This window comes from Streptococcus sp. HMSC078H03, assembly GCF_001808655.1.
Classification (GTDB): domain Bacteria; phylum Bacillota; class Bacilli; order Lactobacillales; family Streptococcaceae; genus Streptococcus; species Streptococcus salivarius_G.
Map to the genome: position 1 here is coordinate 86389 of NZ_KV794116.1, position 24850 is coordinate 111238.

General features: G+C 41.0%; 26 protein-coding genes. 22 read left to right on the top strand and 4 right to left on the bottom strand.

Features of this window, described 5'->3' with window-relative positions:
• Positions 1-9: 9 nt before the first annotated feature.
• From HMPREF2607_RS08660 to HMPREF2607_RS08690, 7 genes are all read left to right on the top strand, one after another.
• Positions 10-384: a CidA/LrgA family protein gene (locus tag HMPREF2607_RS08660; protein WP_014634867.1), complete on the top strand. Its 375-nt coding sequence runs from the start codon at positions 10-12 to the stop codon at positions 382-384.
• Positions 377-1072, top strand: coding sequence for an LrgB family protein (locus HMPREF2607_RS08665; RefSeq protein WP_002886784.1), 696 nt, complete (start codon positions 377-379; stop codon positions 1070-1072). Before HMPREF2607_RS08660 ends, HMPREF2607_RS08665 begins: the two co-directional genes overlap by 8 nt.
• An 85-nt stretch (positions 1073-1157) precedes the next feature.
• Positions 1158-1718, top strand: coding sequence for an HAD-IA family hydrolase (locus tag HMPREF2607_RS08670; protein WP_070476709.1), 561 nt, complete (start codon positions 1158-1160; stop codon positions 1716-1718).
• Positions 1719-3671: a DNA topoisomerase (ATP-hydrolyzing) subunit B gene (gene gyrB, locus HMPREF2607_RS08675; RefSeq protein ID WP_037601635.1), complete on the top strand. Its 1953-nt coding sequence runs from the start codon at positions 1719-1721 to the stop codon at positions 3669-3671.
• A gap of 96 nt (positions 3672-3767) precedes the next feature.
• The gene (ezrA, locus tag HMPREF2607_RS08680; RefSeq protein WP_070476712.1) at positions 3768-5492 is read left to right on the top strand and encodes a septation ring formation regulator EzrA; all 1725 of its coding nucleotides are present in this window, start codon (positions 3768-3770) and stop codon (positions 5490-5492) included.
• Between the two features lie 111 nt (positions 5493-5603).
• Positions 5604-6251: a phosphoserine phosphatase SerB gene (serB, locus tag HMPREF2607_RS08685; protein WP_037601641.1), complete on the top strand. Its 648-nt coding sequence runs from the start codon at positions 5604-5606 to the stop codon at positions 6249-6251.
• 225 nt (positions 6252-6476) lie between these two features.
• Entirely contained in the window at positions 6477-6716 is a 240-nt protein-coding gene (locus HMPREF2607_RS08690; RefSeq protein ID WP_037602882.1) for a hypothetical protein, read from the top strand.
• Between the two features lie 37 nt (positions 6717-6753).
• On the opposite strand, the gene HMPREF2607_RS08695 is transcribed toward HMPREF2607_RS08690, so the two are convergent.
• Both HMPREF2607_RS08695 and HMPREF2607_RS08700 read right to left on the bottom strand, forming a co-directional pair.
• Positions 6754-7644 (bottom strand): DMT family transporter, encoded by an 891-nt coding sequence (locus tag HMPREF2607_RS08695; protein ID WP_070476714.1) that lies wholly within the window; start codon positions 7642-7644, stop codon positions 6754-6756.
• Positions 7645-7759: 115 nt separating this feature from the next.
• The gene (locus HMPREF2607_RS08700) at positions 7760-8125 is read right to left on the bottom strand and encodes a hypothetical protein (RefSeq protein ID WP_038676574.1); all 366 of its coding nucleotides are present in this window, start codon (positions 8123-8125) and stop codon (positions 7760-7762) included.
• Between the two features lie 247 nt (positions 8126-8372).
• On the opposite strand from HMPREF2607_RS08700, the gene HMPREF2607_RS08705 reads away from it, so the two are divergent.
• From HMPREF2607_RS08705 to HMPREF2607_RS08735, 7 genes are all read left to right on the top strand, one after another.
• A complete protein-coding gene (locus HMPREF2607_RS08705) occupies positions 8373-8738 on the top strand; it encodes an OsmC family protein (protein ID WP_070476716.1) in 366 nt (121 codons plus the stop codon).
• 93 nt (positions 8739-8831) lie between these two features.
• Complete coding sequence (locus HMPREF2607_RS08710; RefSeq protein ID WP_021143776.1) at positions 8832-9215, top strand: PaaI family thioesterase; 384 nt, start codon at positions 8832-8834, stop codon at positions 9213-9215.
• A 13-nt stretch (positions 9216-9228) separates the two neighbouring features.
• Positions 9229-10203 (top strand): GyrI-like domain-containing protein, encoded by a 975-nt coding sequence (locus HMPREF2607_RS08715; protein WP_070476718.1) that lies wholly within the window; start codon positions 9229-9231, stop codon positions 10201-10203.
• A complete protein-coding gene (locus HMPREF2607_RS08720) occupies positions 10204-10935 on the top strand; it encodes a pseudouridine synthase (RefSeq protein ID WP_070476720.1) in 732 nt (243 codons plus the stop codon).
• Positions 10936-11016: 81 nt separating this feature from the next.
• A complete protein-coding gene (locus HMPREF2607_RS08725; RefSeq protein ID WP_002884629.1) occupies positions 11017-11145 on the top strand; it encodes a DUF4044 domain-containing protein in 129 nt (42 codons plus the stop codon).
• Positions 11146-11239: 94 nt separating this feature from the next.
• Positions 11240-12553, top strand: coding sequence for a GTPase ObgE (gene obgE, locus HMPREF2607_RS08730; RefSeq protein WP_022496325.1), 1314 nt, complete (start codon positions 11240-11242; stop codon positions 12551-12553).
• A 179-nt stretch (positions 12554-12732) separates the two neighbouring features.
• Positions 12733-12930, top strand: coding sequence for a hypothetical protein (locus HMPREF2607_RS08735; protein ID WP_002884415.1), 198 nt, complete (start codon positions 12733-12735; stop codon positions 12928-12930).
• A gap of 73 nt (positions 12931-13003) precedes the next feature.
• Here the strand turns inward: HMPREF2607_RS08735 and HMPREF2607_RS08740 are convergent, their stop codons facing one another.
• Together HMPREF2607_RS08740 and HMPREF2607_RS08745 are read right to left on the bottom strand one after the other, a co-directional pair.
• Positions 13004-13744: an amino acid ABC transporter ATP-binding protein gene (locus tag HMPREF2607_RS08740; RefSeq protein ID WP_002886797.1), complete on the bottom strand. Its 741-nt coding sequence runs from the start codon at positions 13742-13744 to the stop codon at positions 13004-13006.
• Entirely contained in the window at positions 13744-15942 is a 2199-nt protein-coding gene (locus HMPREF2607_RS08745) for an ABC transporter substrate-binding protein/permease (RefSeq protein WP_070476722.1), read from the bottom strand. Before HMPREF2607_RS08745 ends, HMPREF2607_RS08740 begins: the two co-directional genes overlap by 1 nt.
• Positions 15943-16140: 198 nt before the next feature.
• Here HMPREF2607_RS08745 and HMPREF2607_RS08750 point away from each other — a divergent pair, with 198 nt between their 5' ends.
• The 8 genes from HMPREF2607_RS08750 to HMPREF2607_RS08790 all read left to right on the top strand — a co-directional run bounded on the left by HMPREF2607_RS08750 (position 16141) and on the right by HMPREF2607_RS08790 (position 24782).
• Entirely contained in the window at positions 16141-17076 is a 936-nt protein-coding gene (locus HMPREF2607_RS08750) for a CPBP family intramembrane glutamic endopeptidase (protein WP_070476724.1), read from the top strand.
• Between the two features lie 70 nt (positions 17077-17146).
• On the top strand, positions 17147-17767 hold the full coding sequence (locus tag HMPREF2607_RS08755) for a hypothetical protein (protein WP_070476725.1): 621 nt from the start codon (positions 17147-17149) through the stop codon (positions 17765-17767).
• Positions 17757-19748 carry an excinuclease ABC subunit UvrB gene (gene uvrB, locus HMPREF2607_RS08760; protein WP_021143783.1) on the top strand — a complete coding sequence of 664 codons (1992 nt, stop codon included), beginning with the start codon at positions 17757-17759 and terminating at the stop codon, positions 19746-19748. Before HMPREF2607_RS08755 ends, uvrB begins: the two co-directional genes overlap by 11 nt.
• A 501-nt stretch (positions 19749-20249) precedes the next feature.
• Complete coding sequence (locus HMPREF2607_RS08770) at positions 20250-20714, top strand: 8-oxo-dGTP diphosphatase (RefSeq protein ID WP_049527715.1); 465 nt, start codon at positions 20250-20252, stop codon at positions 20712-20714.
• 215 nt (positions 20715-20929) lie between these two features.
• Positions 20930-21742 (top strand): transporter substrate-binding domain-containing protein, encoded by an 813-nt coding sequence (locus HMPREF2607_RS08775; protein ID WP_070476729.1) that lies wholly within the window; start codon positions 20930-20932, stop codon positions 21740-21742.
• 11 nt (positions 21743-21753) lie between these two features.
• The gene (locus HMPREF2607_RS08780) at positions 21754-22551 is read left to right on the top strand and encodes a transporter substrate-binding domain-containing protein (protein ID WP_002884336.1); all 798 of its coding nucleotides are present in this window, start codon (positions 21754-21756) and stop codon (positions 22549-22551) included.
• Positions 22552-22810: 259 nt separating this feature from the next.
• Complete coding sequence (locus tag HMPREF2607_RS08785; RefSeq protein ID WP_070476731.1) at positions 22811-23920, top strand: aminotransferase; 1110 nt, start codon at positions 22811-22813, stop codon at positions 23918-23920.
• A 67-nt stretch (positions 23921-23987) separates the two neighbouring features.
• Positions 23988-24782, top strand: a complete 795-nt coding sequence (locus HMPREF2607_RS08790; RefSeq protein WP_037601831.1) for a transporter substrate-binding domain-containing protein — start codon at positions 23988-23990, stop codon at positions 24780-24782.
• Positions 24783-24850 lie beyond the last annotated feature (68 nt).

Here is a 24850-nt window from a genome sequence, read left to right on the forward strand (position 1 = left end):
AGGCAAGTCGTGAAATACTACGTTCAATTCATGTTGATTTGTTTGTTTGCCGTTATTGGTGAAGCTATTTCAACATTCTTCAAATTACCTATTCCTGGAAGCATTATTGGTTTATTCTTGCTTCTTATTGCTCTTCAGCTTAAGTGGATTCGTCTACGTCATATTCATGCAGTAGCAGAGTTTTTAATTACCAATATGACCATTCTATTTTTGCCAGCAGGTGTCGGTATTATGGAACGATGGAATGCTATTTCAGCGAATATTGTCCCTATTATTTTGATTATTATGGGAGCCTTGGTTCTTAATATTGTAGTGATTGCAGTAGTTGTCGGTTTCATCAAAAAACATTTTGAAGGTGATTACGAGGAGGTTAAACGTGGCTAATTTTTTTAATACACCCTTGTTTGGGCTAACACTTTCTGTACTAGCTTACACAATAGGGCTTTTGATTTATCGCCGTTTTCCTAATCCTTTGACAACGCCTCTTCTTGTATCGACTGCCTTGATTATCGTCATTTTGCACTATACAGGTATTTCCTATAAGGATTACTATGTAGGTGGCTCTTATCTTAATAGTTTGATTATTCCTTCAACGGTCGCTCTAGCAGTTCCTTTCTACAAGAATCTGCACCTCATGCGACATCACTATAAGAGTATTTTAATTGGATCAACGGTTGCTTGTGTCCTAAATACGAGCTATACGGCCTTGATTGCTAAGCTTTTTGGGATGGATTATTTCTTAGCCATTTCTCTCTTTCCTAAGTCTGTAACAACTGCCATGGCTGTAGGAATTTCGGAAAAAATGCAGGGGATTACGACAGTAACCTTGGTCGTCGTTGTTATTACGGGTATCTTAACCTCTGTCTTGGGTCCTGTCTTCTTAAAAATGATTGGCATTAAAGATCCAGTTGCTATCGGACTTTCACTCGGAGGAACTGGACACGCCGTAGGTACCGGAGCTGCCTTCAGATATGGTCAGGTTGCAGGTGCCATGGGGGGCCTTTCAATTGCTGTAACAGGGATTCTATATGTCTTTATTAGTCCTATTGTGGCAAGTTTGATTCTGAAATAAAAAAATAAGGTTTGGATAGCTTATCCAAGCCTTTTTAGCTGTGAAAAATAAGCAAAATCTGACCTTTTATGGTATAATTAAAGTTATGAATTATGGAGATTATATCTGGGATTTGGGTGGTACCTTGTTGGATAATTACCAGGTATCAACCCAAGCCTTTCTAGCAACTTTAGAGCAATTTGGTCGGACGGCAGAGCACCAAGAAATTTATGATGCCCTTAAGGTATCAACCAGCACAGCTATCGCGAAATTTGCACCCGATATAGCCGATTTTCGAACCCTATACAAACAGGAGGAAGCCAAGCATTTGCAAGAGCCTGTACTTTTTGAGGGGGCTAAGGCTATCCTCGCTAAGATAGTGGAAGAAGGTGGGCGTAATTTCTTGGTTAGCCACCGTAATCACTTGGTGCTAGACATCCTTGATAAGGCGGAGATTGACCCTTATTTTACGGAGGTTGTAACTTCTGAAAATGGTTTTGCTAGAAAGCCTAGTCCAGATAGTTTTCTTTATTTAATTAACAAATACGATATTAAACATGGCTTGGTCATAGGTGACCGCCAGATAGATATAGAGGCTGGTCGAGCAGCGGGTCTGGATACCTTGCTTGTTGATGGCCACAAATCATTATTGGAGATTGTGACATAGATGACTGATGAATTAAAAAATCTTGAAGAAAAAGCGCAAGAATATGATGCCAGCCAGATTCAGGTCTTAGAGGGGCTTGAAGCGGTACGTATGCGCCCAGGTATGTATATTGGATCAACCTCAAAAGAAGGGTTGCATCATTTGGTATGGGAGATTGTCGATAACTCAATCGATGAGGCCTTGGCTGGTTTCGCCACTCATATTCAGGTCTTTATCGAGCCGGACAATTCTATCACCGTTGTCGATGATGGTCGTGGTATTCCAGTCGATATCCAAGAGAAAACTGGCCGTCCTGCAGTTGAAACTGTCTTTACGGTACTTCACGCTGGTGGTAAATTCGGCGGAGGCGGTTATAAGGTCTCTGGTGGTTTGCACGGGGTTGGTTCTTCGGTCGTTAATGCCCTCTCAACACAACTTGATGTTAAGGTTTATAAAAATGGCCATATCCATTTCCAAGAGTATAAACGTGGGGTCGTAGTAGCAGATTTGGCAGTAATTGGTGAAACAGAGAAACATGGTACGACTGTTCACTTTACGCCAGACCCAGAGATTTTCCAAGAGACAACCGAGTTTGATTTTGGAAAATTGGCTAAACGTATCCAAGAGCTAGCCTTTTTGAACAAGGGGCTCCGTATCTCTATCACAGATAAGCGTGAGGGTCTCGAACAAGAGAAACATTATCACTACGAAGGTGGTATCACGTCTTATGTGAAATACATCAATGAAAACAAGGATGTTATCTTTGATGAACCTATCTACACTGATGGTGAGATGGATGGTATTTCAGTTGAAGTTGCTATGCAATACACGACTGGCTATCATGAAACGGTGATGAGTTTTGCTAACAACATTCACACCCATGAAGGTGGTACCCACGAACAAGGTTTCCGTACAGCCTTAACGCGTGTCATTAATGACTATGCGCGTCAGAATAAGATTCTCAAAGAAAAAGATGATAATTTGACTGGGGATGATGTTCGTGAAGGGTTGACTGCTATCATCTCTGTTAAGCATCCAAACCCACAGTTTGAAGGTCAAACCAAGACCAAGCTTGGAAACTCTGAAGTAGTTAAGATTACCAATCGTCTCTTCAGTGAAGCTTTGAGTCGCTTCCTCTTGGAAAATCCTGCTATCGCTAAGAAGATTGTTGAAAAAGGGATTTTGGCTTCTAAGGCCCGTATCGCTGCTAAGCGTGCCCGTGAAGTGACACGTAAGAAGTCAGGTCTTGAAATTTCTAACCTTCCAGGGAAGTTGGCAGACTGTTCATCGAACAATGCCGAAATGAACGAGCTGTTCATTGTCGAAGGGGACTCAGCCGGTGGATCTGCTAAATCAGGTCGTAATCGTGAATTCCAAGCCATTCTGCCAATTCGAGGTAAGATTTTGAACGTTGAAAAGGCTAGCATGGATAAGATTCTAGCCAATGAAGAAATTCGTTCTCTCTTCACAGCAATGGGAACAGGTTTTGGAGCTGAATTTGATGTCAGTAAGGCACGTTATCACAAGTTGGTCATCATGACCGATGCCGATGTCGATGGGGCTCACATCCGTACCTTGCTTCTGACTTTGATTTACCGCTTTATGCGTCCAGTCTTGGAAGCAGGCTATGTCTACATCGCTCAACCACCAATTTATGGGGTTAAGGTTGGTTCTGAGATTAAAGAATATATCCAACCTGGTGCAGATCAAGAAGACAAATTGCGTGCTGCTCTTGAAAAGTATAGTGTGGGACGTTCAAAACCTACGGTACAACGTTATAAAGGTTTGGGTGAAATGGATGACCACCAACTTTGGGAAACAACCATGGACCCTGAAAATCGTTTGATGGCGCGTGTTTCTGTGGATGATGCTGCAGAAGCAGATAAGATTTTCGATATGTTGATGGGAGACAAGGTTGAACCTCGCCGCGAATTTATCGAAGAAAATGCCGTTTACAGTACTCTAGATATCTAATATTCTTTTAGAAAAGGGTGCAATGCTAGAATAACTATGATATAATCGTAATGTTATTCTACATTTATGAACATAATAGACGATTAAGGAGAAACTATGTCTAGCGGAATTGTTTTACTGATTGTAGTGGTAGTTATGCTCGTAATTATCGCTTACTTAGTCGGTATTCTTATCAGAAAACGAAATGATTCGCGGATTGCAGAGCTTGAAGAACGCAAGCAAAAATTGTTTGACTTGCCAGTTAATGAAGAGATTGAAGAAGTCAAAAAGCTTCACTTGATTGGACAAAGTCAAACAACCTTCCGTGAATGGAACCAGAAATGGATAGATATCTCAACAAATTCATTCGCAGATATTGAAAATCATATTTTCGAAGCTGAAAATATGAACGATACCTTCCATTTCTTCAAGGCTAGTGGTGAAATCAATAATATTGAGAGTCAGTTGGATCTTGTGGAAGAAGACATCAAGTCTATCCGCGAGGCGCTCTCAACCTTGAAAGAACAAGAAGAAAAGAACAGTGCTCGTGTTAAGCATGCACTAGACTTGTACGAAGAGTTGCAAAACTCAATCGAGGAAAACTCTGATAATTTCGGTTCTACCATGACCGAAATCAATAAACAGCTTAAAAACATTGAAGCTGAGTTTGCAGAATTTGTGACGCTTAACTCATCAGGTGACCCTGTTGAGGCATCAAGTATTTTGGATCGTGCAGAAGAGCACACCATTGCATTGGGGCAAATTTCAGAGAAGATTCCTGCTATTGTAGCTAAGTTGGAAGATGATTTCCCAGATCAGTTGGATGATTTGGAGTCTGGCTACCGCAAGTTGATTGAGCAAAATTATCACTTCCCTGAAAAAAATATCGAACGTCGCTTCCAAGAAATTCGTGAAGCTATCCGTTCTAACTCAAGTGAGTTGGTTTCTCTTGATTTGGACCGTGCGGAAGAAGAAAACGCTGAGATTCAAGAAAAAATTGACAACTTATATAGCATTTTCGAACGTGAAATTGCATCATACAAGGTTGTTATGCGTCAAAAGAAAATTTTGCCAGATTATCTCAAGCATGCTAAAGAAAACAACAAGAAACTTCAAGAAGAGCTTGAGCGTCTCATGTTGACTTACATTTTCGATGAAACCTATGCGGCAGATGTTCGTAGCTTTGCATCTGATATCTCAGGTGTGGAGACAGCTGTGCTTCCAACCCTTGAAAATTTTGAAACTCAGGTGAAACCTTTCTCAGAACTTGAAAAGATCTTTGAAAAGAGTCTCAATACCTTGTCTGCTGTTGAAAATGGTCAGGTTGAGGTCTTTGAAAAACTTCAGGCTATTGAGAAAAACGAAGCTAAGGCACGTGAAGAGCTTGATGTTTATGTTAATAAATTGCATGTTATCAAACGTTACATGGAAAAACGTAACCTGCCAGGTATTCCTCAATCCTTCTTGAGTGTCTTCTTCTCAACAAGTGCTCAAATTGAGGCCCTTATGGATGAACTCAGCCGTGGACGTATCAATATCGATGCGGTAATGCGTTTGACAGAAACATCTAAAAATGCCATTGATCATTTGGAAGAGACTGCCTACTTGGTTGTTCAAAATGCAACCTTGACTGAGCAACTCTTGCAATACTCAAACCGCTACCGTTCATTCGAACCTGCTGTTCAAAGCAGCTTTGAGCATGCGCTTAAGTTGTTTGAAGTTGATCATGATTATGATGCATCTTTGGAAGAAATCTCTTACGCCTTGGAAACAGTTGAACCAGGTGTGACAGATCGTTTTGTATCATCTTACGAGAAGACGCGCGAACAAATTCGTATGTAAGAGAAAGATTCTGGACTAGGGTCCAGAATTTTTTGTAAGGTCCGTTTTTCATTTCATGTTAAAATTAAATCTAGTGAAGGCTTAGATAGGCATCAAAGAATCGAGGTAATTATGTCAGAAATTAAGGGTTTATTAGTTATGGACGTAGATTCAACGCTAGTCCAAGAAGAAGTTATCGATTTATTGGGAGAAGAAGCAGGCGTTGGTCAAGAAGTTGCTGAAATCACAGAGCGTGCCATGCGTGGAGAATTGGATTTTAGACAGGCCTTAAATGAGCGTGTAGCGACCCTCAAGGGATTGCCAGAGAGTATATTTGATAAGGTCTATGCTCGTATTCATTTCAACAAGGGAGCCAAGGAACTTGTGGATGAACTTCACGCCCGTGGCTTTAAGGTAGGCTTGGTTTCTGGAGGCTTCCATGAGACTGTGGATAGACTAGCAGCTGAAGCAGGAATCGATTATGTCAAGGCTAATCACCTAGAGGTTGTTGATGGTGTCTTAACTGGTAAGGTGTATGGTGAGATTGTTACCAAAGATGTCAAGGTAGCCAAACTCAAAGATTGGGCGGTAGAAAATGGTCTCGAACTCTCGCAAACCATTGCAATGGGTGACGGTGCCAATGATTTGCCTATGATTAAGACAGCTGGTATCGGCATCGCCTTTTGTGCCAAACCAATTGTTCGTGAACAAGCTCCCTACCAAATCACAGAACCAGACTTGTATAAGGTAATCGAGATTTTGGATGAGGTCAAGAAATAGTAGATATATAAATAGTCCTTTGGAATCATCCAAAGGACTATTTATATATCAAAAAAAGCACCGAATCGGTGCCACTTTCTCAAGTTGATTACGGACTAAGCCTTATTTTAACTTTGCTGCCTTGTTTCGAATGGTTTCACTCTCTCTTTGTAACAATTTTTGGTTGACTTATCCTCAAACACATCCTATCATAGAGGAGTCTAGTATTGAAATGGGGGAAGAGACATGTTATACGAATATCCAGCGATTTTTCACACGATTGAGGAAGGTTATCAAATTAGTTTTCCTGACTTTGGTCGTAGCATTAGGGCAGATTCTTTGCCTCTTGCCATGACGAAAGCATCTGTGTTTTTATCACATATTATAAAGGGCTATGGAGATAAGGATTTACCTGTGCCGACTGCGGTAAGTAGTATTCCTAATGAGGAAGAACTCGTCGTTTTGATTCAAACAGAGCTTGATTAAGACTAAAAAACTCTCGGAAGATTAATTCCCGAGAGTTTTAGGTTTTATTGGCCACATAGACGCCCAGGACGACTAAAATGCCTGCAAAAATTTGTAGCTGCGAGAAGGGTTCTCCTAAGACGACAACAGCAGCTAGAATTGAGATAATGGTCGAAATCCCAATAAAGGATGCTGTTCGGTTAACTCCGATATTTGCGATGGCAAAATTTGATAGAAGATAGCCCAGAACACTGCATCCCAAGCCTTGATAAAGGATGGTGATAGTGAATTTTGGATTGGTCACAGGGAGTAGCAAGAGCTCTTTCAAATCGCCTGCTAGAAAGCCTTGGCTGAGTGCAAAGAGTCCAAATGTCAGGCAACCACTGGCAAGCATAAAATAAGTAATCTCAAGGCTACTGAATTGACTAGCCCTTTCAACATCAACGCAATACAGGGCGTAGGAGACGACTGCTAGACCTAGAATCAAATAGCCCACAAGGGAGAAGTGGGTAGAACCGCCAGCAGCAAAGACAGCTATGATGATACCAATGAGGGTTGTGATGACACCGACCACCTGCCAACGGCTAGGCCATTCTTTTAAAATAAGGCTAGACATGATAAGGGCAACGACTGGGATGCAGGCGAGAAAGGCACCACTTTCAGAAGCCGTCGTCATACGAATACCAATCGTTTCACAGATAAAATAGATTATCGGATTAAGGATGGCAATACGTGTCAGAGGTTTAAGATTTCTACCGTTAATGTTTATCCGACGTCGACTGATGAGAAAATAGAGATTGATAAAAAGGAAGGCTGTGACAAAGCGCCAAGAGATTAAAGCCAGGTCACTGACCTGTGCTGTAATAGATTTGGTAAAGATAAAACTGAGTCCAAAGAGAATCTCACAAGTCGCTGCAGCCAAACATCCCAAGATGATTTTATTTTTCATTGTCTCACCTCCTGAATTTGGATTTCCACGCCTATTATAGCACTTTCAGGAAGCGTTTACATCAATCTAAATCTAAAAAATAGACTAGCAGAAGAGCTAGCCTTTTTTATCTTATTTAGTTACCAATTGAGACAGTTCCGTCTGATCCGACTTTGACATTTGTACCGTCTTGGCTATTAACGTCGACTGAGCCATCTTGACCAACTGTTGCGCTGTTACCTTCGCTATCGTTGGCTTCGACAGTATTATTACCGTTTGTTTTTGCTGAGTTACCGTTTCCGTCGCTGACCTCAGTTGATCCGTCTTTGTTGACTTTTACTGAAGCACTTGAATCAGTTGAAGAAGATTCTTTGGTCACCTTGCTTGATGATGGTGCTGAAGATGACGAGTCAGTTTTGTCTTTAGAGTTGCCACATGCTGCTAAGGTCAACAAGGCAAGAACTGAGACAGAGGCTAAAGTTAATTTAGAAAATGTTTTCATAATAGTCTCCCTTTTTTCTTAGTAAATTCATTTTAAATGAAAAAACGAAATTTTAAAAGCGCTTCCAGTTGTTTTTACCCAACTGTAATCCCTCGGTAATATCAGTGTTGTACAAGGTTAATCTATTGGAAAATAAGAGCTAAAAGCCCTTACGCTTTTTCTTCTTTTGATAGATATTTCAAAGCGTTCAGCTCGGTCCTTAAGGCTCTCTTTGTTATAATAATAAAAAACAGATTGAGGTGACATGATGTATCAAACAACAATTAAAGGTGACAAACGTTTCCATTCGCTTTCAGAGGGTTATGGGGCACCTGTGGAACTTTTTGGCTATACGGAAGATGGGGAAACACCGATGAGCTTGGTGAATATTGCCTTGGCTTCCTGTGTGACCATGTGTCTACAGAGTTATTTTGCCAAATATCAGGAAATCGAGGAGCTTGCTATTCAGGTTGATTCCAACTATGAAGAAGACCGTTTCACCCTTGCCATTCATTTACCTGAGGATCTGATTTTGGAAAATGAGCAAGAACTCTTGGCTTTTGTGGATAATTTTTGCCGAGTGAAGAAGCTTTTTCGTGAAGATATTCAGGTTGATATTAGCTTAGCCAAATAAGCTTACTATCCTTTATGAACTTCGTGTTATACTAGTAGATAAAGACGTGTCATTTCACTAGGTGTGGAATGAGCAACAATAGGAGGGCTTGCTATGCAAGACAAACTACATGAAATCCGAGTGTTTGAGAATTTTCAAGAAGAACTATTTGAAACGGGACATGTCATCGTGACAACTAAGGTAGTCGAGAAGTCCCTGAATTATTTTGGTAATGCTCACGGGGGCTATTTGTTTACGCTTTGTGATCAGGTCGCAGGGCTCGTAGCCATTTCAACAGGTGACTATGCGGTGACGCTTCAGTCTAATATCAATTATCTCAAGGCAGGGCATTTGTCTGACCAACTCAAGATTGAAGGTCTGTGTGTTCATAATGGTAAGACGACTAAGGTGGTGGAAGTTGTCATTACTAATCAGGAAGAGAAAATTCTTACGAGGGCTACATTTACCATGTATGTGACAGGCTCGGTCGAGGAATAGAAAAGGAGCGTTTATGTCAGATTTTCAAACCATGGATGACTTTGCGGTCTTTGTTAATGACTACCTGACACCAGACCAATTGAGTGTTCAAGCCTATTCTTATGCGTCAGACCAGCAGGAGCTCTCTTTTCTTGTGACCATTGATGATTATGAGATGATGTGTCGTTGGCATGCCGTCTGGACTTTTTCAGGGTTACACCAAGCCTTCTTTCAGTCTGTAATGGACTTGGATAACAGCTTTTCTATTGATAGTGATAGTTTGGCTATGAAGGTGCGTTTAAGGGATCAAGAGCTCTTGTTTCAAGCAAAGGGGCTTGAGATGGTGATTGTCGATTTGCCTGAGCCCCTTTTTCGTTTAGCTGATGTGTCTTTTAACGAAGGAGGAAAGCACTTTACCTACCTTTGTGAAGATCAAGGTGTCACAGCAGAAGATTGGGTATTGGTTCCTATAGGTTCTGGTAATGCTGAAAAAGAAGCATTTGTAGAAAAGATTTCCTATGTCCTAGCGGATGAGGTTCCAGTTGAACTGACAAAACTGAAGAAAGTGATTCAAAAGCTAGATTTAGTAACCGTTCGTTATGATGTGAAGGTTGTTCGAAAGGGATTTTTGAGTTTTTCAGGGATGGCTTTTGAAGGTGAGGAACTAGGTAAGCCAACAGACTTCCTTTGGGTACCCTTTTTGGCAGAACAAGATGATTTGGCTGTTCCTACCTATGGTATTCGGATCAATGATGGTAGTCGCAAGACTTATGTAACGGCCTTGTCTGGTGAGGACGATAGTATGGAAATGATTGCTCTTGCACCAGCTACTTATGCGGTTTTTACACTTAGAGGGCCTGCAACCGCAGCTGTTTGGGAGAGTTTTCATTATGCTAAGAAACATTTTGAAATGATTAATCAGCCAACTGTAGAGGTTTATCCACCAGGGAATCGTCAGGCTGAAGATTATGAAATGGAAGTTTGGATTCCAATAAAGGAGGAAGTATAGATGCGTCTGGATAAGTTTTTGGTTGATTGTGGTGTTGGTAGTCGCAGTCAAGTCAAGACCTTTCTCAAAAAGAAGCAAGTGACCGTAAATGGTCAGGTGGAGACATCACCTAAGACTCAGATTGATGAGAATCAAGACCAGATTGCTTTTCAAGGTCAAGCATTAACACACGAGACCTTTGTTTACTATCTTTTAAATAAGCCTCAGGGTGTCATTTCAGCGACGGAGGATGCTCGTCACAAGACAGTGCTTGATTTACTGGATGATACAGCTAGACATAAGCAGGTCTTTCCTGTTGGACGTTTGGATATTGATACTCACGGCCTCCTGCTTTTGACCAATAATGGTGACTTAGCTCACGCCATGCTGTCGCCCAAGAAACATGTGGACAAGATCTATCAGGCTAAGGTGGATGGTATCATGGATCAGGAGGATATTCTGGCATTTGAAAAAGGGATTGAACTCAAAGATCACACTTGCCAACCAGCTAAACTAGAGATTGTATCAGTAGATAGGGCTGCTGGGACTAGCTTGGTTCAGATTACCATTGCTGAGGGGAAATTCCATCAGGTTAAGCGTATGGTAGCTGCATGTGGCAAGGAAGTGACAGATTTACAACGTCTCAGTATGGGGCCCCTAAGCCTGCCAGATGATTTAGATCTAGGTGCTTGGCGACGTTTGACCGAGGAGGAGTTGGAAGCTTTAACGGTTTTTGGAATTCCTTTGGCTTAAGCTAGTCTAAGAGTTGCGAAATAGGCAGATTTTTGTTACTATTATTGTGAAATATTAGAAGAAAAAACGAGGTAAATTCAAGTGGCATTTGGAGATAACGGACCACGTAAGAAATCATTTTTTGAACGTCTAACAGTATTGGTCGTTTTGATTATGCTATTAGTAACAGTTGGGGCATTGATTTTCCAAGCAGTCGCAGCTGTCCTTTAAGACGCTATCAAGCGTTTTTTTGTGTATGTCGGAAATTCTTTCGTTTGTGATTGAATTTGTACATGGCATACAAATCAGAAAGAGAGAAATATAGATGAGTATGTTTTTAGATACAGCCAAGATTAGTGTCAAAGCTGGTCGTGGTGGAGACGGAATGGTTGCCTTCCGTCGTGAGAAATATGTACCCAATGGCGGTCCTTGGGGCGGTGACGGTGGTAAGGGTGGCTCAGTCATTTTCAAAGTTGACGAAGGTTTGCGTACCCTTATGGATTTCCGTTATAATCGTAAATTCAAGGCTAAGAATGGCGAAAAAGGGATGACCAAGGGAATGCACGGACGAGGTGCTGAAGACCTCATCGTTAGTATCCCGCCTGGTACAACGGTGCGTGATGCTGAGACAGGCAAGGTTATTACTGATATGGTTGAGGATGGCCAAGAGTTTGTCGTTGCTCACGGTGGACGTGGTGGACGAGGAAATATCCGTTTTGCGACACCTCGTAACCCTGCTCCCGAAATCGCTGAAAATGGTGAACCAGGTGAAGAACGTGAACTTCAATTGGAATTGAAGATTTTGGCGGATGTTGGTTTGGTTGGTTTCCCATCCGTTGGTAAATCAACGATCCTCAGTGTGGTAACAGCAGCAAAACCAAAGATTGGTGCCTATCACTTTACGACAATTGTTCCTAACTTGGGGATGGTTCGTACGAAGTCAGGTGAGAGCTTTGCCATGGCTGACCTTCCAGGATTGATTGAGGGCGCTAGCCAGGGTGTTGGTTTGGGAACACAGTTCCTTCGCCACATTGAGCGTACACGTGTTATCCTTCATGTGATTGATATGTCAGCGAGTGAAGGGCGTGATCCTTACGAGGATTATCTTCAAATTAACAAAGAGTTGGAAACTTACAATCTTCGCTTGATGGAACGTCCACAAATTATTGTGGCTAATAAGATGGACATGCCCGGGGCTGAGGAAAACTTGAAAGAGTTTAAGGAAAAATTGGCTGCTAACTACGATGAATTTGATGAGTTGCCACAAATTTTCCCAATTTCAAGTTTGGCTCACCAAGGTTTGGAAAATCTCTTGGAAGCTACTGCAGAGTTACTTGATGAGACTGATGAATTCTTGCTTTATAGCGAAGACGATATGGAACAAGAAGAAGTTTACTACGGCTTTAATGAGGATGAACGTCCATTTGAAATTAGCCGTGACGACGATGCCTCATGGGTACTTTCTGGTGAGAAACTTGAAAAACTCTTTGTTATGACCAACATGGAACGTGACGAATCTATCATGAAATTTGCACGTCAATTGCGTGGTATGGGAGTTGATGAAGCGCTTCGTGAACGTGGTGCTAAGGATGGCGACATCGTTCGTATCGGCAACTTCGAGTTTGAGTTTGTGGATTGACGTTGAAAGACTCTCTAAGTGCTGAAGCACAAGATAGTCTACGGCAGCCGCTATGGCGGACTGCCTATCAACCTCACTAACTACGTAAAGTCGGTATACTCGACCGACTTGTGTGGCGTGGCTAAGTGTGATATAAATATCTGCTGAATACAATAAATTATTGAAATAAGAGGTTTACAATGGGAGATAAACCGATATCCTTCAGGGATAAAGATGGAAATTTTGTTTCTGCGGCCGATGTTTGGAATCCAAAGAAACTTGAAGAACTCTTTACGCGCTTAAATCCTAACCGAAAACTCCGTCTTGAGCGTGAACGCTTGGCAAGGGAAGAAGCAGCAAAACACCCTGAACTAAATGAAGAAACAGAGCAAGTCTAGCACTTGCTCTGTTTTTCTTATCCAAAATGGTAATCAAAAACAGCTACTCTAGCAAGAGTAACTGTTTTGATAATTAGGCGTTTAGAACCTTGTCCAAGAATTCTTTCAAACGTGGGTGTTGTGGGTTATCAAAGATTTGATCTGGAGTACCATCTTCGAGGAACTCACCGTCCGCAGTAAAGATTACTCGGTTGGCAACTTGACGAGCAAATCCCATTTCGTGAGTAACGATAATCATGGTCATACCTTGCTCTGCCAATTCTTTCATAACGTTAAGAACGTCTCCGACCATCTCAGGGTCAAGGGCAGAAGTCGGTTCGTCAAAGAGCATGATATCAGGATTCATTGCCAAACCACGGGCAATTGCCACACGTTGTTTTTGTCCACCTGATAGGCTATCTGGCATTGCATCTGCCTTGTCAGCAAGTCCCACACGATCAAGAAGATCCATAGCTAATTTATCAGCTTCTTCCTTATTCATACGTCCGAGTTCAACAGGTGCAAATGTCACGTTTTCAAGGACTGTCATGTGTGGGAAGAGGTTGAAATGTTGGAAGACCATCCCGATATTTTCACGGGCTTTGTCAAGATTTGTCTTAGAATCTGATAATTCATAGCCATCAACGACTACTTTACCAGATGTCACTGTTTCAAGTAGGTTAAGCGTACGAAGGAAGGTTGATTTACCTGAACCTGAAGGACCGATGATACACACAACGTCACCTTCGTAGAATTTGGCGTCAATGCCTTTAAGGACTTCATTGTCGCCGTATGATTTGTGCAAGTCCTGCACATCGATTTTCAATTCAGCCATTATTTAAGTCTCTTTTCTAGTCGTTTAGCCAATTTCGTCAAGCATGTGATGATGACCAAGTAAAGGATGGCCAAGATCGCATACATACGGAATGATTGGTAGTTACGAGCAATGATGATTTTACCAGTTTGGAAGAGTTCAACCAAACCGATAGCTGATACGATAGTCGTATCTTTCAATGAGATAACAAATTGGTTGATAAAGTTTGGCAACATCAAGCGAACCGCTTGTGGCAAGATAACCTTACGCATTGTTGTATTGTAAGGGACACCCAAGCTTCGGCTAGCTTCCATCTGACCAATAGGAACAGCTTCGATACCACCACGTACAATTTCGGCAATGTAAGCACCACCGTTAAGTGAGAGGGCAATTGTCGCTGCCACAAAGTCATTGATTGGTGACTGGTGACCAGTGATATTTTCAATCAAGTTAGGAATACCCCAGTAGATGAAGGCTGCAACGATCATCAATGGGATACCACGAACCACGTCAACAAAGACTTGCGAAATCACTCGGAGTGTCTTGTTTGGTGCAACTGCCATCATACCGAAGATAACACCGATAATCATGGCAATAGCAAATGAAAGAAGGGTCAATCCAAGGGTAATTCCAAGACCTTGGAGAAGTTGTTTGTAGTTGTTTTTAATCAAGCCTACGATGGTTGTTTCATCGGTAGCTTTTTTTGAGCTTCCTTCTTTTGATTTGTTGTTATCGAGGTATTTATTGATAATCTTATCGTAAGTACCATCTTTAACGATAGCAGCCAAACCATTGTTGAACATCTCAATTAACTCAGGGTTAGTGCCTTTTTTAACAGCAAATCCGACTTCACCAGTAGCAATACCTTCAATTGGTGTTGTAAAGTTACGTCCTTGTTGGATAGCGTATAGAAGAACGGCTTCATCATCCATAAGAGCATCGATTGAACCAGAGTTCAAGCTGTCATACATAGTAGAAGCTTCATCGTAAGCACGAACAGTAAAGCCATACTCACCAGCGTGGTCTTCCAACCATGAGTATGATGACGTACCGTTCTTAGCTCCTACAGTCTTACCTTTAAGATCCTTGTAAGATTTAACCTTACTTCCTTTGGCTACAGCCAAACGAATATTTGATGTGTAGTAAGGATCTGAGAAGTCAAAGATTTGTTTACGAGCATCAGTGATGGTCATACCAGCCAATACGGCATCAGCTTGGCTAGATTGTACAGCATTAAGTGATGCATCGAAACCAGGGTTTGTCAATTTGACATTGAAGCCTTGGTTTTTAGCAATAGCATTGATGATATCAACATCGATACCTACATATTTACCTGAACCATTTTGGTATTCAAATGGAGCAAAAGATGAGTCCATTGAGATAGTGTAGGTTTCCTTAGCAGGAGTGGCTTTTGCGTTAGCATCACCAGTCAATTTAAGATCTGCTGAAGGTTTTGAGGAAGAAGATTTTTCTGAGTCACCCAACCATTTATTCATGATTTTATCGTAGGTGCCGTCTTTCTTCATTTCCTTAAGAGCTTCGTTGAAGTCTTTGATAAGATTTTCGTGTTTTCCGCCTTTTTTAACAGCGAAAGCGAAGCTACCGATAGATTCAGGCTTAATGTTGATAGCGTAGTCTTTTCCTTGACCAATAGCGTATTTAACAACTGGTGTGTCGTCCATAGCTGCGTCAACAGAACCAGAATCCAAGCTGTTGTTCATCAAGTCGCTAGTGTCAAAAGTTTTAACTGTAAAACCATATTTGCTAGCATTTTTATCAAGCCAAGTTTGAGCAGCGGTACCGTTTTTAACACCGACTGTTTTACCCTTCAATTGTTTGTAGTCGCTGACTTTGTCGCTACTACGTGTGTAGATAACAATTGAAGTGTCGTAATAAGTGTCTGAGAAAGTGAAGACCTTCTTACGTGCGTCGGTAACAGTAGTACCGGCCATTAGGGCGTCTGCTTGGCCTGATTGAACAGCGTTAACAGCTGCATCGAAACCAGGGAAGGTTTGGTTAACATCCCAATTTTTACGTTTGGCAACTTCGTTGATGATATCAACGTCGATACCTTTGTAGGTCTGATCAGAATCTTTGAATTCAAATGGGGCATAGGCTGTGTCTGAAACGACTGAAATTGTTTCAGCAGATACCTTAGCTCCGAAAACAAAGAAAACTGACATGGCACTCAAGAAGAGTGTCAGAAGTTTTTTCTTCATTATAAAAAGTCTCCTTTATAAAATACCTTCCTATTCTATCAAAAAAAGGTCTTGTTATCAAACTTCTTGGAGTTTGATGTTAGGAAATGTAACAAGATTCGTTAGCTATGAGAGCTATCTGAGAAGAAGTTGACAAGCTTGTGTCAATTAGTTACACTGTAATCGAATACATGTAAGATTTGTTACAGGAGCTAAAAAATGAAGAAACGTATGCTTGAGAAATATACTAGCCGATATGATAAAGTTCCAAGTTGGCTGATGATTATGCTGTCCTGTTTTATTGCCTTTGGTTATGTCCTTGTAGGTGGATTTCTATCAGGGATTGTTGTGGGAATTCCAATGGCTATTGTTCTTTCTTTCTTAGTATTAAATGGTAACATTCAGTTCCAGGATATAAATACGATTTCCTATAAGATGTTTTCAAACATGTATTTTCAGTTGGGAACATTTGCCTTTACTGCCTTAGTTATCTTTTTCTGGGTCAAAGTTGTTGAAAAACGTTCCATTCGTACACTAGGATTTTTCAAGGGTCATATCTGGTTGAACTTGCTTAAGGGTTGGGGACTTGGAACTTTGCTCTTGTTAGCGAGTTTCCTTGGGACTTATTTACTTGGAGGGTTAGAATTTGTTAAAGTAGACTTTTCTCAGAGAACCCTCTTATACATACTATCCCTAATACCTTTCTGGTTTATTCAAGGTGGAACCGAGGAACTGGTGACACGTGGTTGGTTACTTCAGACGGTGACTAATAAATTGAACCTTTCCTGGGGAATTGCTATTTCAAGTTCTTTCTTTTCAATATTACACCTAGGAAATCAAGGTGTTACCGCCTTGTCTCTAATCAGTATTGTTCTAGTAGGAGTTCTTTTGGCTCTTTACATGCTCAAGACAGATAATATCTGGGGTGTCGCTGCCCTTCACGGTGCTTGGAACTTTGCGCAAGGGAATCTAGTTGGCGTGGCAGTTAGTGGACAGAATGCAGGCGCCAGCTTATTGCACTTTCAGGCCAGGTCAGGCGTGCCTGATTGGTTGTCAGGAGGAGCTTTTGGTCTAGAAGGAAATCTTGTTACCTGTCTCGTTCTCCTAGTAGGGATTATCATCCTTCGTCTACAATTGAAAAAAGAAAACTTTTAAGGCTGAGTTCAAAGACTCGGTCTTTTTACTTCTGTGTTAAAATAGAAGAAACGCTTTAAAAGAGGAAGAGATGAGAGTTAGACTTGAGCGAGGTATGATTTGTGTACAAATTGTCTATGGACTTATATTTCTTGTCGCTTCCACCGGTCTATTCTGCTGGTTTCTTATAGATGATTATCGTTTTGGGAACTTTGTAGATAACTGTGTTGCCTTCTTCATTTTACTAATATTTCTTCATGCTCTGACTAATTTAGTTGACGGTATTGTGAGACTTAAAGGTCATAAAAAAATTTTGGAAATTAACAATGATACCTTTATTTATTATGGAAGGTTATGTGGACGAGTAACCTTTGAGATTCCGCTGTCTGAGATTGACTTGGTTATGAAGGATTGGTCAACGCCAATGGATGATGCCAAACACTCGTCGACTATATACTATATTCTAAAATGTATCGATGATTTCGGAAATATAAGGTCTTGGGAAAGGCAGAGATATAGAGTTTTATACATTTTTTTCAATGATAGTAAAACGGCCTTGAAATATGATAAAAAACTTGGTTTTCAGACACGAAAAAAGAGAAAATACGTTGCTGAGACAAAAATGATTCACATTTCTATCGCAGAAGGAGAATTTTTCTCCGACCAAGAGATGAATGATTACATAAATGAAAGGAAAAAGAATGATAGATAGAAAAGAAGACAACCAATTCCATTTGGTTTCTAAATATGAACCTTCTGGGGACCAACCTCAGGCCATCGAAGCCTTGGTGGACAATATTGAAGGTGGTGAGAAGGCTCAAATCTTAAAGGGAGCGACTGGGACAGGTAAGACCTATACCATGAGTCAGGTCATCCAGCGCGTCAATAAACCAACCTTGGTTATCGCCCACAATAAAACTTTGGCAGGTCAGCTTTATGGTGAGTTCAAGGAGTTCTTCCCAGACAATGCTGTAGAATACTTCGTTTCCTACTATGATTTCTATCAGCCAGAGGCCTATGTACCGTCATCGGATACCTATATCGAAAAAGATAGCTCTGTAAATGATGAAATTGATAAGCTCCGTCACTCAGCGACATCGGCCCTCCTTGAGCGTAATGATGTTATCGTTGTGGCTTCCGTTTCTTGTATTTACGGTTTGGGTTCGCCAAAAGAATATGCCGATTCAGCGGTTAGTCTTCGTCCAGGGCAAGAGATTTCTCGAGACAAGTTGCTCAATGACCTAGTTGATATCCAGTTTGAGCGAAATGACATTGATTTCCAACGTGGGAAATTCCGTGTACGCGGTGATGTAGTCGAGATTTTCCCTGCTAGCCGCGATGAACACGCCTTTCGTGTGGAATTTTTCGGTGATGAGATTGACCGTATCTGTGAGATTGAAAGTTTGACAGGACGCAATCTCGGCGAGGTTGAGCACCTTGTTCTTTTCCCGGCGACTCACTTTATGACCAATGAAGAGCATATGGAAGAAGCCATCAAGAATATTATGGAAGAGATGGAAGCCCAGGTTAAGCAATTTGAAGCTGAGGGTAAGCTCATCGAGGCTCAACGTATCCGCCAGAGGACTGAATACGATGTTGAAATGCTTCGTGAAATGGGCTACACCAATGGTGTTGAAAACTACTCACGACACATGGATGGACGTAAAGAAGGCGAGCCCCCCTTCACCTTGCTTGATTTCTTCCCAGAAGATTTCCTTATCATGATTGATGAAAGTCACATGACCATGGGTCAGATTAAGGGAATGTATAACGGGGACCAGGCCCGTAAGAAGATGTTGGTTGATTACGGTTTCCGTTTGCCATCAGCGCTTGATAACCGTCCACTTCGACGTGAAGAATTTGAGAGTCATGTTCATCAGATTGTCTATGTGTCTGCCACTCCAGGGGACTATGAGATGGAGCAAACTGAGACTGTCGTTGAGCAAATCATCCGTCCGACAGGGCTTCTTGATCCAGAAGTCGAAGTGCGTCCAACTATGGGACAAATGGATGACCTCCTTGGTGAGATCAATGCCCGAACTGAAAAAGGCGAGCGTGTCTTTGTAACCACTTTGACTAAGAAGATGGCTGAAGACTTGACTGACTATCTCAAGGAAATGGGTGTCAAGGTTAAATACATGCACTCTGACATTAAGACTTTGGAACGTACGGAGATTATCCGTGACTTGCGTCTAGGTGTCTTTGATGTTCTTATCGGTATTAACCTTCTTCGTGAAGGGATTGACGTTCCTGAGGTTAGTCTGGTTGCTATTTTGGATGCGGATAAGGAAGGCTTCCTTCGTAACGAACGTGGACTTATCCAAACGATCGGACGTGCTGCCCGAAATAGCGAAGGTCACGTTATTATGTATGCAGATAAGATTACGGAGTCTATGCAAAAAGCCATGGATGAAACAGCTCGTCGCCGTGAAATCCAGATGGCCTATAATAAGGAGCATGGTATTGTTCCACAAACGATTAAGAAAGAAATTCGTGACCTTATTTCGATTACCAAGGCTAATGAAGCAGAGGTAGCAGAGGATACTGTGGACTACAGTGCCATGAACAAGAAAGAACGCCAAGAAGCCATCAAGAAACTTCAAAAACAAATGCACGAAGCAGCAGAACTACTTGACTTTGAATTAGCGGCTCAAATCCGTGATATGGTGCTAGAACTGAAGAGTATGGATTAGAAACACTGGACGTTAGGTTAATGCTTTAGCAAGATGAGCTTGCAAAAAAGGAGGTAACATTGAATTCAAGTTGGTTTAAGACAATCTGTCTTTTTATACCAGGTTTAGTTATTTCTTTTCTGATTTATGTTTATTTCCCCTCCTTATATCGAAGTGGTGTACTGTTTCCGTTTGAATATAACTTTCTTCTCTGGCCCATCCTGCTTCTTGTCCATAAGCATCAGAGAAAAATTGCGGCTTTTATTGGTTTAAATTTGAACCTCTATGTGTTTCTAATTCATGCTATAGAAGGTATAAAAATTGAAAGAGAGGGAGAGTTATACGCAAGTTATTTTTGAGCCAATGTGGACTATAGAAAGAGAATTTGTTTGGATACCAATGTTTGGTTATATATTGTTTATGGCTTTCTATGCTTCTATTTATCTGCATTTGCGACATCGAGAGTCGATTAAAAACTAATTGTTAAGATTTTATTTGATTACTTACTAGAAAGGACTATCTATGTCACGTTCTCAAGCTACTATCCTAACCAACATGTGTCTCATCGAAGATGACCATGGAAATATTGTCATGCAGATTCGCGATTCCAAGCGTTATTCTTGGTCGGGTGCTGCCCTACCTGGTGGTCATATTGAAGCACACGAGGGGCTAGTGGAGTCAGTTATTCGTGAGGTCAAGGAAGAAACTGGATTGACCATTAAAAATCCTAAATTGGTTGGTATGAAGCATTGGTACACGACAGATGATGAGCGTTATCTTGTTTTCCTCTATAGAACTTCAGACTTTGAAGGTGACATTCACTCGACAGAAGAGGGAGAAGTCCGTTGGGTTGCCAGGGAGGATGTTCCTAAGATGGAGCTGGCCTATGACATGCTCAACCTCTTGCGCGTGTTTGAAGAGGACCAACTCTCTGAACTTTTCTATCGTGAGCGTCTTGAAAATGACTTTATCCGAGAATTTTGGTAAGAATATGAACTATTTATTCAAATGAATGAATAGTTTTTTTGTCGTTAAAATCAGAAAGAAGAGCTTTAAATAAGTAATTTTTAGATTTTGCAATGACGATAAAATTAATAAAAATGAAAATTATAATCAATAAAAGTTCATTTTTTCATTGACAAATGCATAATAATACATTATTATACTTACATAAGTTAATAAATATAGAAAAGAGATTGATTATGAAAACATGGAAAAAACTTTTGTTGGGATTTGCAGGGATCTTTGCTTTGACGACTTTAGCAGCTTGTTCTTCGTCGAAGGACACTTTGGAAAAGGTACAAGATAAAGGAACTTTGACAGTTGCTCTTAATCCACACTTCGCTCCTTTTGAATTCAAGACGATCCAAAATGGTAAGGATACGATTGTTGGGGCAGATGTCGAAATTGCTAAGGCTATTGCAGATGAGCTTGGTGTAAAAGTCAAATTTTCTGAAATGTCTTTTGATAATGTCTTAGCCAATGTTCAGTCTGGTAAAGCAGACATCGCCATTTCCGGAATCTCAGCCACTAAAGAACGTCAGAAAATCTTTGATTTCTCAGATACCTACTATGAGTCTGAAACGGTCCTTGTTGTCAAAAAAGATGCAACAGAAACTTACAAACAGACTGGTGATTTTGCTAAAAAATCTGTGGCCGTTCAAAAAGGTTCTATTCAAGAAAATATTGCCAAAGCAAACTTGTCAGATGCTAATGTGGTATCCTTGGCACAACCTGGTGAAGCTATCAATGAATTGAAATCTGGTCAAGTTGAAGGAGTAGTTCTTGAAAAAGCCATTGCACAAGGTTATGTAGATCAAAACAGTGATCTAGCTGTGTCAGACATTACGCTCAAGTCAGATTCAAAAGATGCCTATGCCGTCGCAATGCCTAAAGGAAGCAATAAGCTAAAAGCAAAGGTTAATAAGGTTATCGCTAAACTCAAAAAAGAAGGTAAGATTGACAGCTATGTTCAAGATGCCTATGCTCTCTCTCTTAAGAGTTCTACTAAATAAGGGGTTATTATATGAAGAAATTTTGGTTTATCCTTACAGCTCTAGTCGCTACCTGCTTTCTAGTTGCTTGTAGCGGAAGTCAGGGAGTAAGTCCCAAAACGATTAAGGAAAAGAAGAAAATTGTCGTGGCAACAGAATCTGAATTTGCGCCTTTTGAGTTCAAATCGTTGGTTAACGGCAAAGATACGCTAGTTGGAGCAGATATCGAGTTGGCCAAAGCTATCGGTGAAAAACTCGGTGTAAAGGTTGAATTTTCAGTGATGTCTTTTGATAATGTTCTTGCTAACGTACAAAGTGGTAAAGCCGATATCGCCATTGCAGGGATTTCGGTGACAGACGAACGTAAGAAGGTTTATGATTTTTCAGACAGCTACTATACGTCAGAAAATGTAGTGATTGTCAAAAAAGACAAGGTAAATGACTACACAAGCACTGATAGTCTCGCAAAACAAACGGTCGGTACGCAAAAAGGGTCTGTTCAAGAAACCGTTGCTAAGAAACAAATCCCTAAGGCAAGTGTCGTATCACTAGCTTCAAATGGTGAAATGATTAACGAACTTAAATCAGGTCAGCTTCAAGCAGTTGTACTTGAGAAGGCCATTGCAGAAGGTTATATCGCTCAAAATGATGATTTAACCCTTGCCAACTTTAATCTCAAGTCAGATGGCACAGATGCTTATGCCGTCGCAACACGTAAGGGTTCAGATGACTTGCTTAAAGAAATTAATGCCGTCATCAAAGAGACTAAGGACTCTGGAAAATTTGACCAATGGTTGAAAGAAGCATCAACCTACAAACAAAGTAAGTAAATTTAAAAACTTTCTTTTGGAAAACTCCTGAGCACCTGAAACGAGCAGATTTCAGGTGCTTTCATCAACAACGAAAAGTCTTGTTTGGTCCTCGCTTTATTCACTTAAGGGGAGTCTCCAAAAATTCTTAAATCTAAATGGGGAATACCCCATTTTTTATTGAATTCTCTGCTAAAAACAGTTATTATCAAAGTAGGTAAGTCTGTTCAAATAGACAAATGACATCGTATAGAGTGCTTAAGAAAAGCAAGGAGAAACTATGAAGCTACCACGTTTTGGTGTTGAAGAATGGCTTAATGTCCATGAAAAATCTGCCATATATGATATCGCAGGAGTTTCAATTAAGGCCCTCACAATGGAAGAATTATTTGACCTGTCAGGCCTTGATAAGGATGCCTTTTTTGCCCAACTTCTAAAGAAAAAGATGGATTACGGCTGGATTGAGGGGTCACCAGAGTTCAAAACTCAAGTGGCTAGCTTATACAAGAACATGCCGGTTGATAATATCCTCCAAACCAATGGGGCTACAGGAGCGACGATGCTAGCTCTTTACGCTCTTATTGAGCCTGACGACCATGTCATTTCCATGTATCCGACCTATCAACAGCTCTATGACATTCCTAAGTCGCTAGGGGCAGACGTGGATCTCTGGGAGGTTGAAGAGGACAAGGGCTGGTTGCCTGATTTGGACCAACTCCGTCGTCTGATTCGCCCTAATACCAAGATGATCTGTATTAACAACGCCAACAATCCTACCGGTGCCCTTATGGACGCTGCTTACCTCGAGGAGCTGGTGGCTATCGCTAAAGAAGTAGACGCCTATATCTTCTCAGATGAGGTCTATCTCAGTTTTGACCAGCCTACGCCTTCTATTGTGGATTTGTATGAAAGGGGCATTGCCGTCAATAGTCTGTCAAAGACCTATTCGATTCCTGGTATTCGAGTTGGTTGGGTAGCTTCTAATACTGAGGTGGCAGACATTCTGCGGGACTACCGCGATTACACAATGATTTGTGCAGGTGTCTTCGACGATATGGTGGCTACCCTTGTTTTAGAAAATAAAGAAGCCATCTTGGAACGTAATCGTCAGATTGTAGAGGAAAATCTAGCTCTTATGGACGTGTGGATTGCCAAAGAGCCTAAGGCTAGCTGGATTCGTCCTGCCAGTGTGTCAACTTCCTTCGTCAAATTAGATGTTGACCGTCCCATTGAAGAGTTCGCCTTAGAGCTTCTTCAGGAGTACGGTGTGCTTGTGGTTCCAGGTAACCGTTTTGACAAGGAGTCGCATGTCCGCATTGGTTATTGTTGCGATAAGGAGGTCCTTCAAAAGGGCTTGGAAAAACTGTCGCAATTTCTTAATAAATGTTGACAATGCTACTAATTTTAAGTAAAATAACAAGCGAAAAATTATATTTATACAGGAGTTTCTTATGAAAATGAAAAAACTTTTCCTTGGGGCTATGGCTCTCCTTGCTACTGTGACTTTAGTAGCTTGTGGGTCAAAAAAGGATGCTTACTTATCCATTAAAGAAAATAAAAAACTTGTCGTGGCTGTCAGCCCAGACTATGCTCCATTTGAGTTCAAAACTTTGGTAGATGGTAAAGACCAAGTAGTTGGTTCAGATATCAAGTTGGCACAAGCTATCGCTGATGAACTCGGTGTTAAGCTTGAAGTTACAACAATGAGCTTTGACAATGTCCTTTCTAGCCTTCAATCAGGTAAGGCTGATCTTGCTATTTCAGGTATCTCAGTAACAGACGAACGTAAGAAAACCTTTGATTTCTCATATCCTTACTACGAAACACAAAATGCTATCATCGTTCGCAAAGATCAAGAGTCTACTTACTCAAGTCTTGATGCTTTCAAAGGTAAGAAAGTAGCAGTTCAAAAAGGTACCATTGAAGAAGGCCTTGCTAAGAAACAATTGAAAGATTCAACAGTCGTATCACTTACAGCAATGGGTGAGGCGATTAACGAGGTGAAATCTGGCCAAGTTGATGCTGTTGACCTTGAAAAACCAGTAGCAGAAGGTTACGTGGCACAAAATTCAGATTTGGCTTTGGCAAGCGTTGCCCTCAAAGTTGATGATGGCGATGCAAAAGCAGTCGCTATGGCTAAAGGCAACGAAAGATTGAAAGAAGTAGTCAACAAAGTCGTCAAGAAATTGAAAGCAGATGGTACTTACGACGAGTACATCAAGGATGCTTCTAAATACACAGCAGTTGAATAAATCAGTAGCTAGGGGAGATGCCTCCTCTAGTTTTTGTATAGGAAAAAACTTGGATAGTTTTAGTAGAC

Excerpts from the sequence above, each read along its gene's own strand:
- HMPREF2607_RS08670 (WP_070476709.1), top strand. The coding sequence starts at position 1,158 with ATGAATTATGGAGATTATATCTGGGATTTGGGTGGTACCTTGTTGGAT.
- gyrB (WP_037601635.1), top strand. The coding sequence starts at position 1,719 with ATGACTGATGAATTAAAAAATCTTGAAGAAAAAGCGCAAGAATATGAT.
- ezrA (WP_070476712.1), top strand. The coding sequence starts at position 3,768 with ATGTCTAGCGGAATTGTTTTACTGATTGTAGTGGTAGTTATGCTCGTA.
- serB (WP_037601641.1), top strand. The coding sequence starts at position 5,604 with ATGTCAGAAATTAAGGGTTTATTAGTTATGGACGTAGATTCAACGCTA.
- HMPREF2607_RS08690 (WP_037602882.1), top strand. The coding sequence starts at position 6,477 with ATGTTATACGAATATCCAGCGATTTTTCACACGATTGAGGAAGGTTAT.
- HMPREF2607_RS08695 (WP_070476714.1), bottom strand. The coding sequence starts at position 7,644 with ATGAAAAATAAAATCATCTTGGGATGTTTGGCTGCAGCGACTTGTGAG.
- HMPREF2607_RS08700 (WP_038676574.1), bottom strand. The coding sequence starts at position 8,125 with ATGAAAACATTTTCTAAATTAACTTTAGCCTCTGTCTCAGTTCTTGCC.
- HMPREF2607_RS08705 (WP_070476716.1), top strand. The coding sequence starts at position 8,373 with ATGTATCAAACAACAATTAAAGGTGACAAACGTTTCCATTCGCTTTCA.
- HMPREF2607_RS08710 (WP_021143776.1), top strand. The coding sequence starts at position 8,832 with ATGCAAGACAAACTACATGAAATCCGAGTGTTTGAGAATTTTCAAGAA.
- HMPREF2607_RS08715 (WP_070476718.1), top strand. The coding sequence starts at position 9,229 with ATGTCAGATTTTCAAACCATGGATGACTTTGCGGTCTTTGTTAATGAC.
- HMPREF2607_RS08720 (WP_070476720.1), top strand. The coding sequence starts at position 10,204 with ATGCGTCTGGATAAGTTTTTGGTTGATTGTGGTGTTGGTAGTCGCAGT.
- obgE (WP_022496325.1), top strand. The coding sequence starts at position 11,240 with ATGAGTATGTTTTTAGATACAGCCAAGATTAGTGTCAAAGCTGGTCGT.
- HMPREF2607_RS08735 (WP_002884415.1), top strand. The coding sequence starts at position 12,733 with ATGGGAGATAAACCGATATCCTTCAGGGATAAAGATGGAAATTTTGTT.
- HMPREF2607_RS08740 (WP_002886797.1), bottom strand. The coding sequence starts at position 13,744 with ATGGCTGAATTGAAAATCGATGTGCAGGACTTGCACAAATCATACGGC.
- HMPREF2607_RS08745 (WP_070476722.1), bottom strand. The coding sequence starts at position 15,942 with ATGAAGAAAAAACTTCTGACACTCTTCTTGAGTGCCATGTCAGTTTTC.
- HMPREF2607_RS08750 (WP_070476724.1), top strand. The coding sequence starts at position 16,141 with ATGAAGAAACGTATGCTTGAGAAATATACTAGCCGATATGATAAAGTT.
- HMPREF2607_RS08755 (WP_070476725.1), top strand. The coding sequence starts at position 17,147 with ATGAGAGTTAGACTTGAGCGAGGTATGATTTGTGTACAAATTGTCTAT.
- uvrB (WP_021143783.1), top strand. The coding sequence starts at position 17,757 with ATGATAGATAGAAAAGAAGACAACCAATTCCATTTGGTTTCTAAATAT.
- HMPREF2607_RS08770 (WP_049527715.1), top strand. The coding sequence starts at position 20,250 with ATGTCACGTTCTCAAGCTACTATCCTAACCAACATGTGTCTCATCGAA.
- HMPREF2607_RS08775 (WP_070476729.1), top strand. The coding sequence starts at position 20,930 with ATGAAAACATGGAAAAAACTTTTGTTGGGATTTGCAGGGATCTTTGCT.
- HMPREF2607_RS08780 (WP_002884336.1), top strand. The coding sequence starts at position 21,754 with ATGAAGAAATTTTGGTTTATCCTTACAGCTCTAGTCGCTACCTGCTTT.
- HMPREF2607_RS08785 (WP_070476731.1), top strand. The coding sequence starts at position 22,811 with ATGAAGCTACCACGTTTTGGTGTTGAAGAATGGCTTAATGTCCATGAA.
- HMPREF2607_RS08790 (WP_037601831.1), top strand. The coding sequence starts at position 23,988 with ATGAAAAAACTTTTCCTTGGGGCTATGGCTCTCCTTGCTACTGTGACT.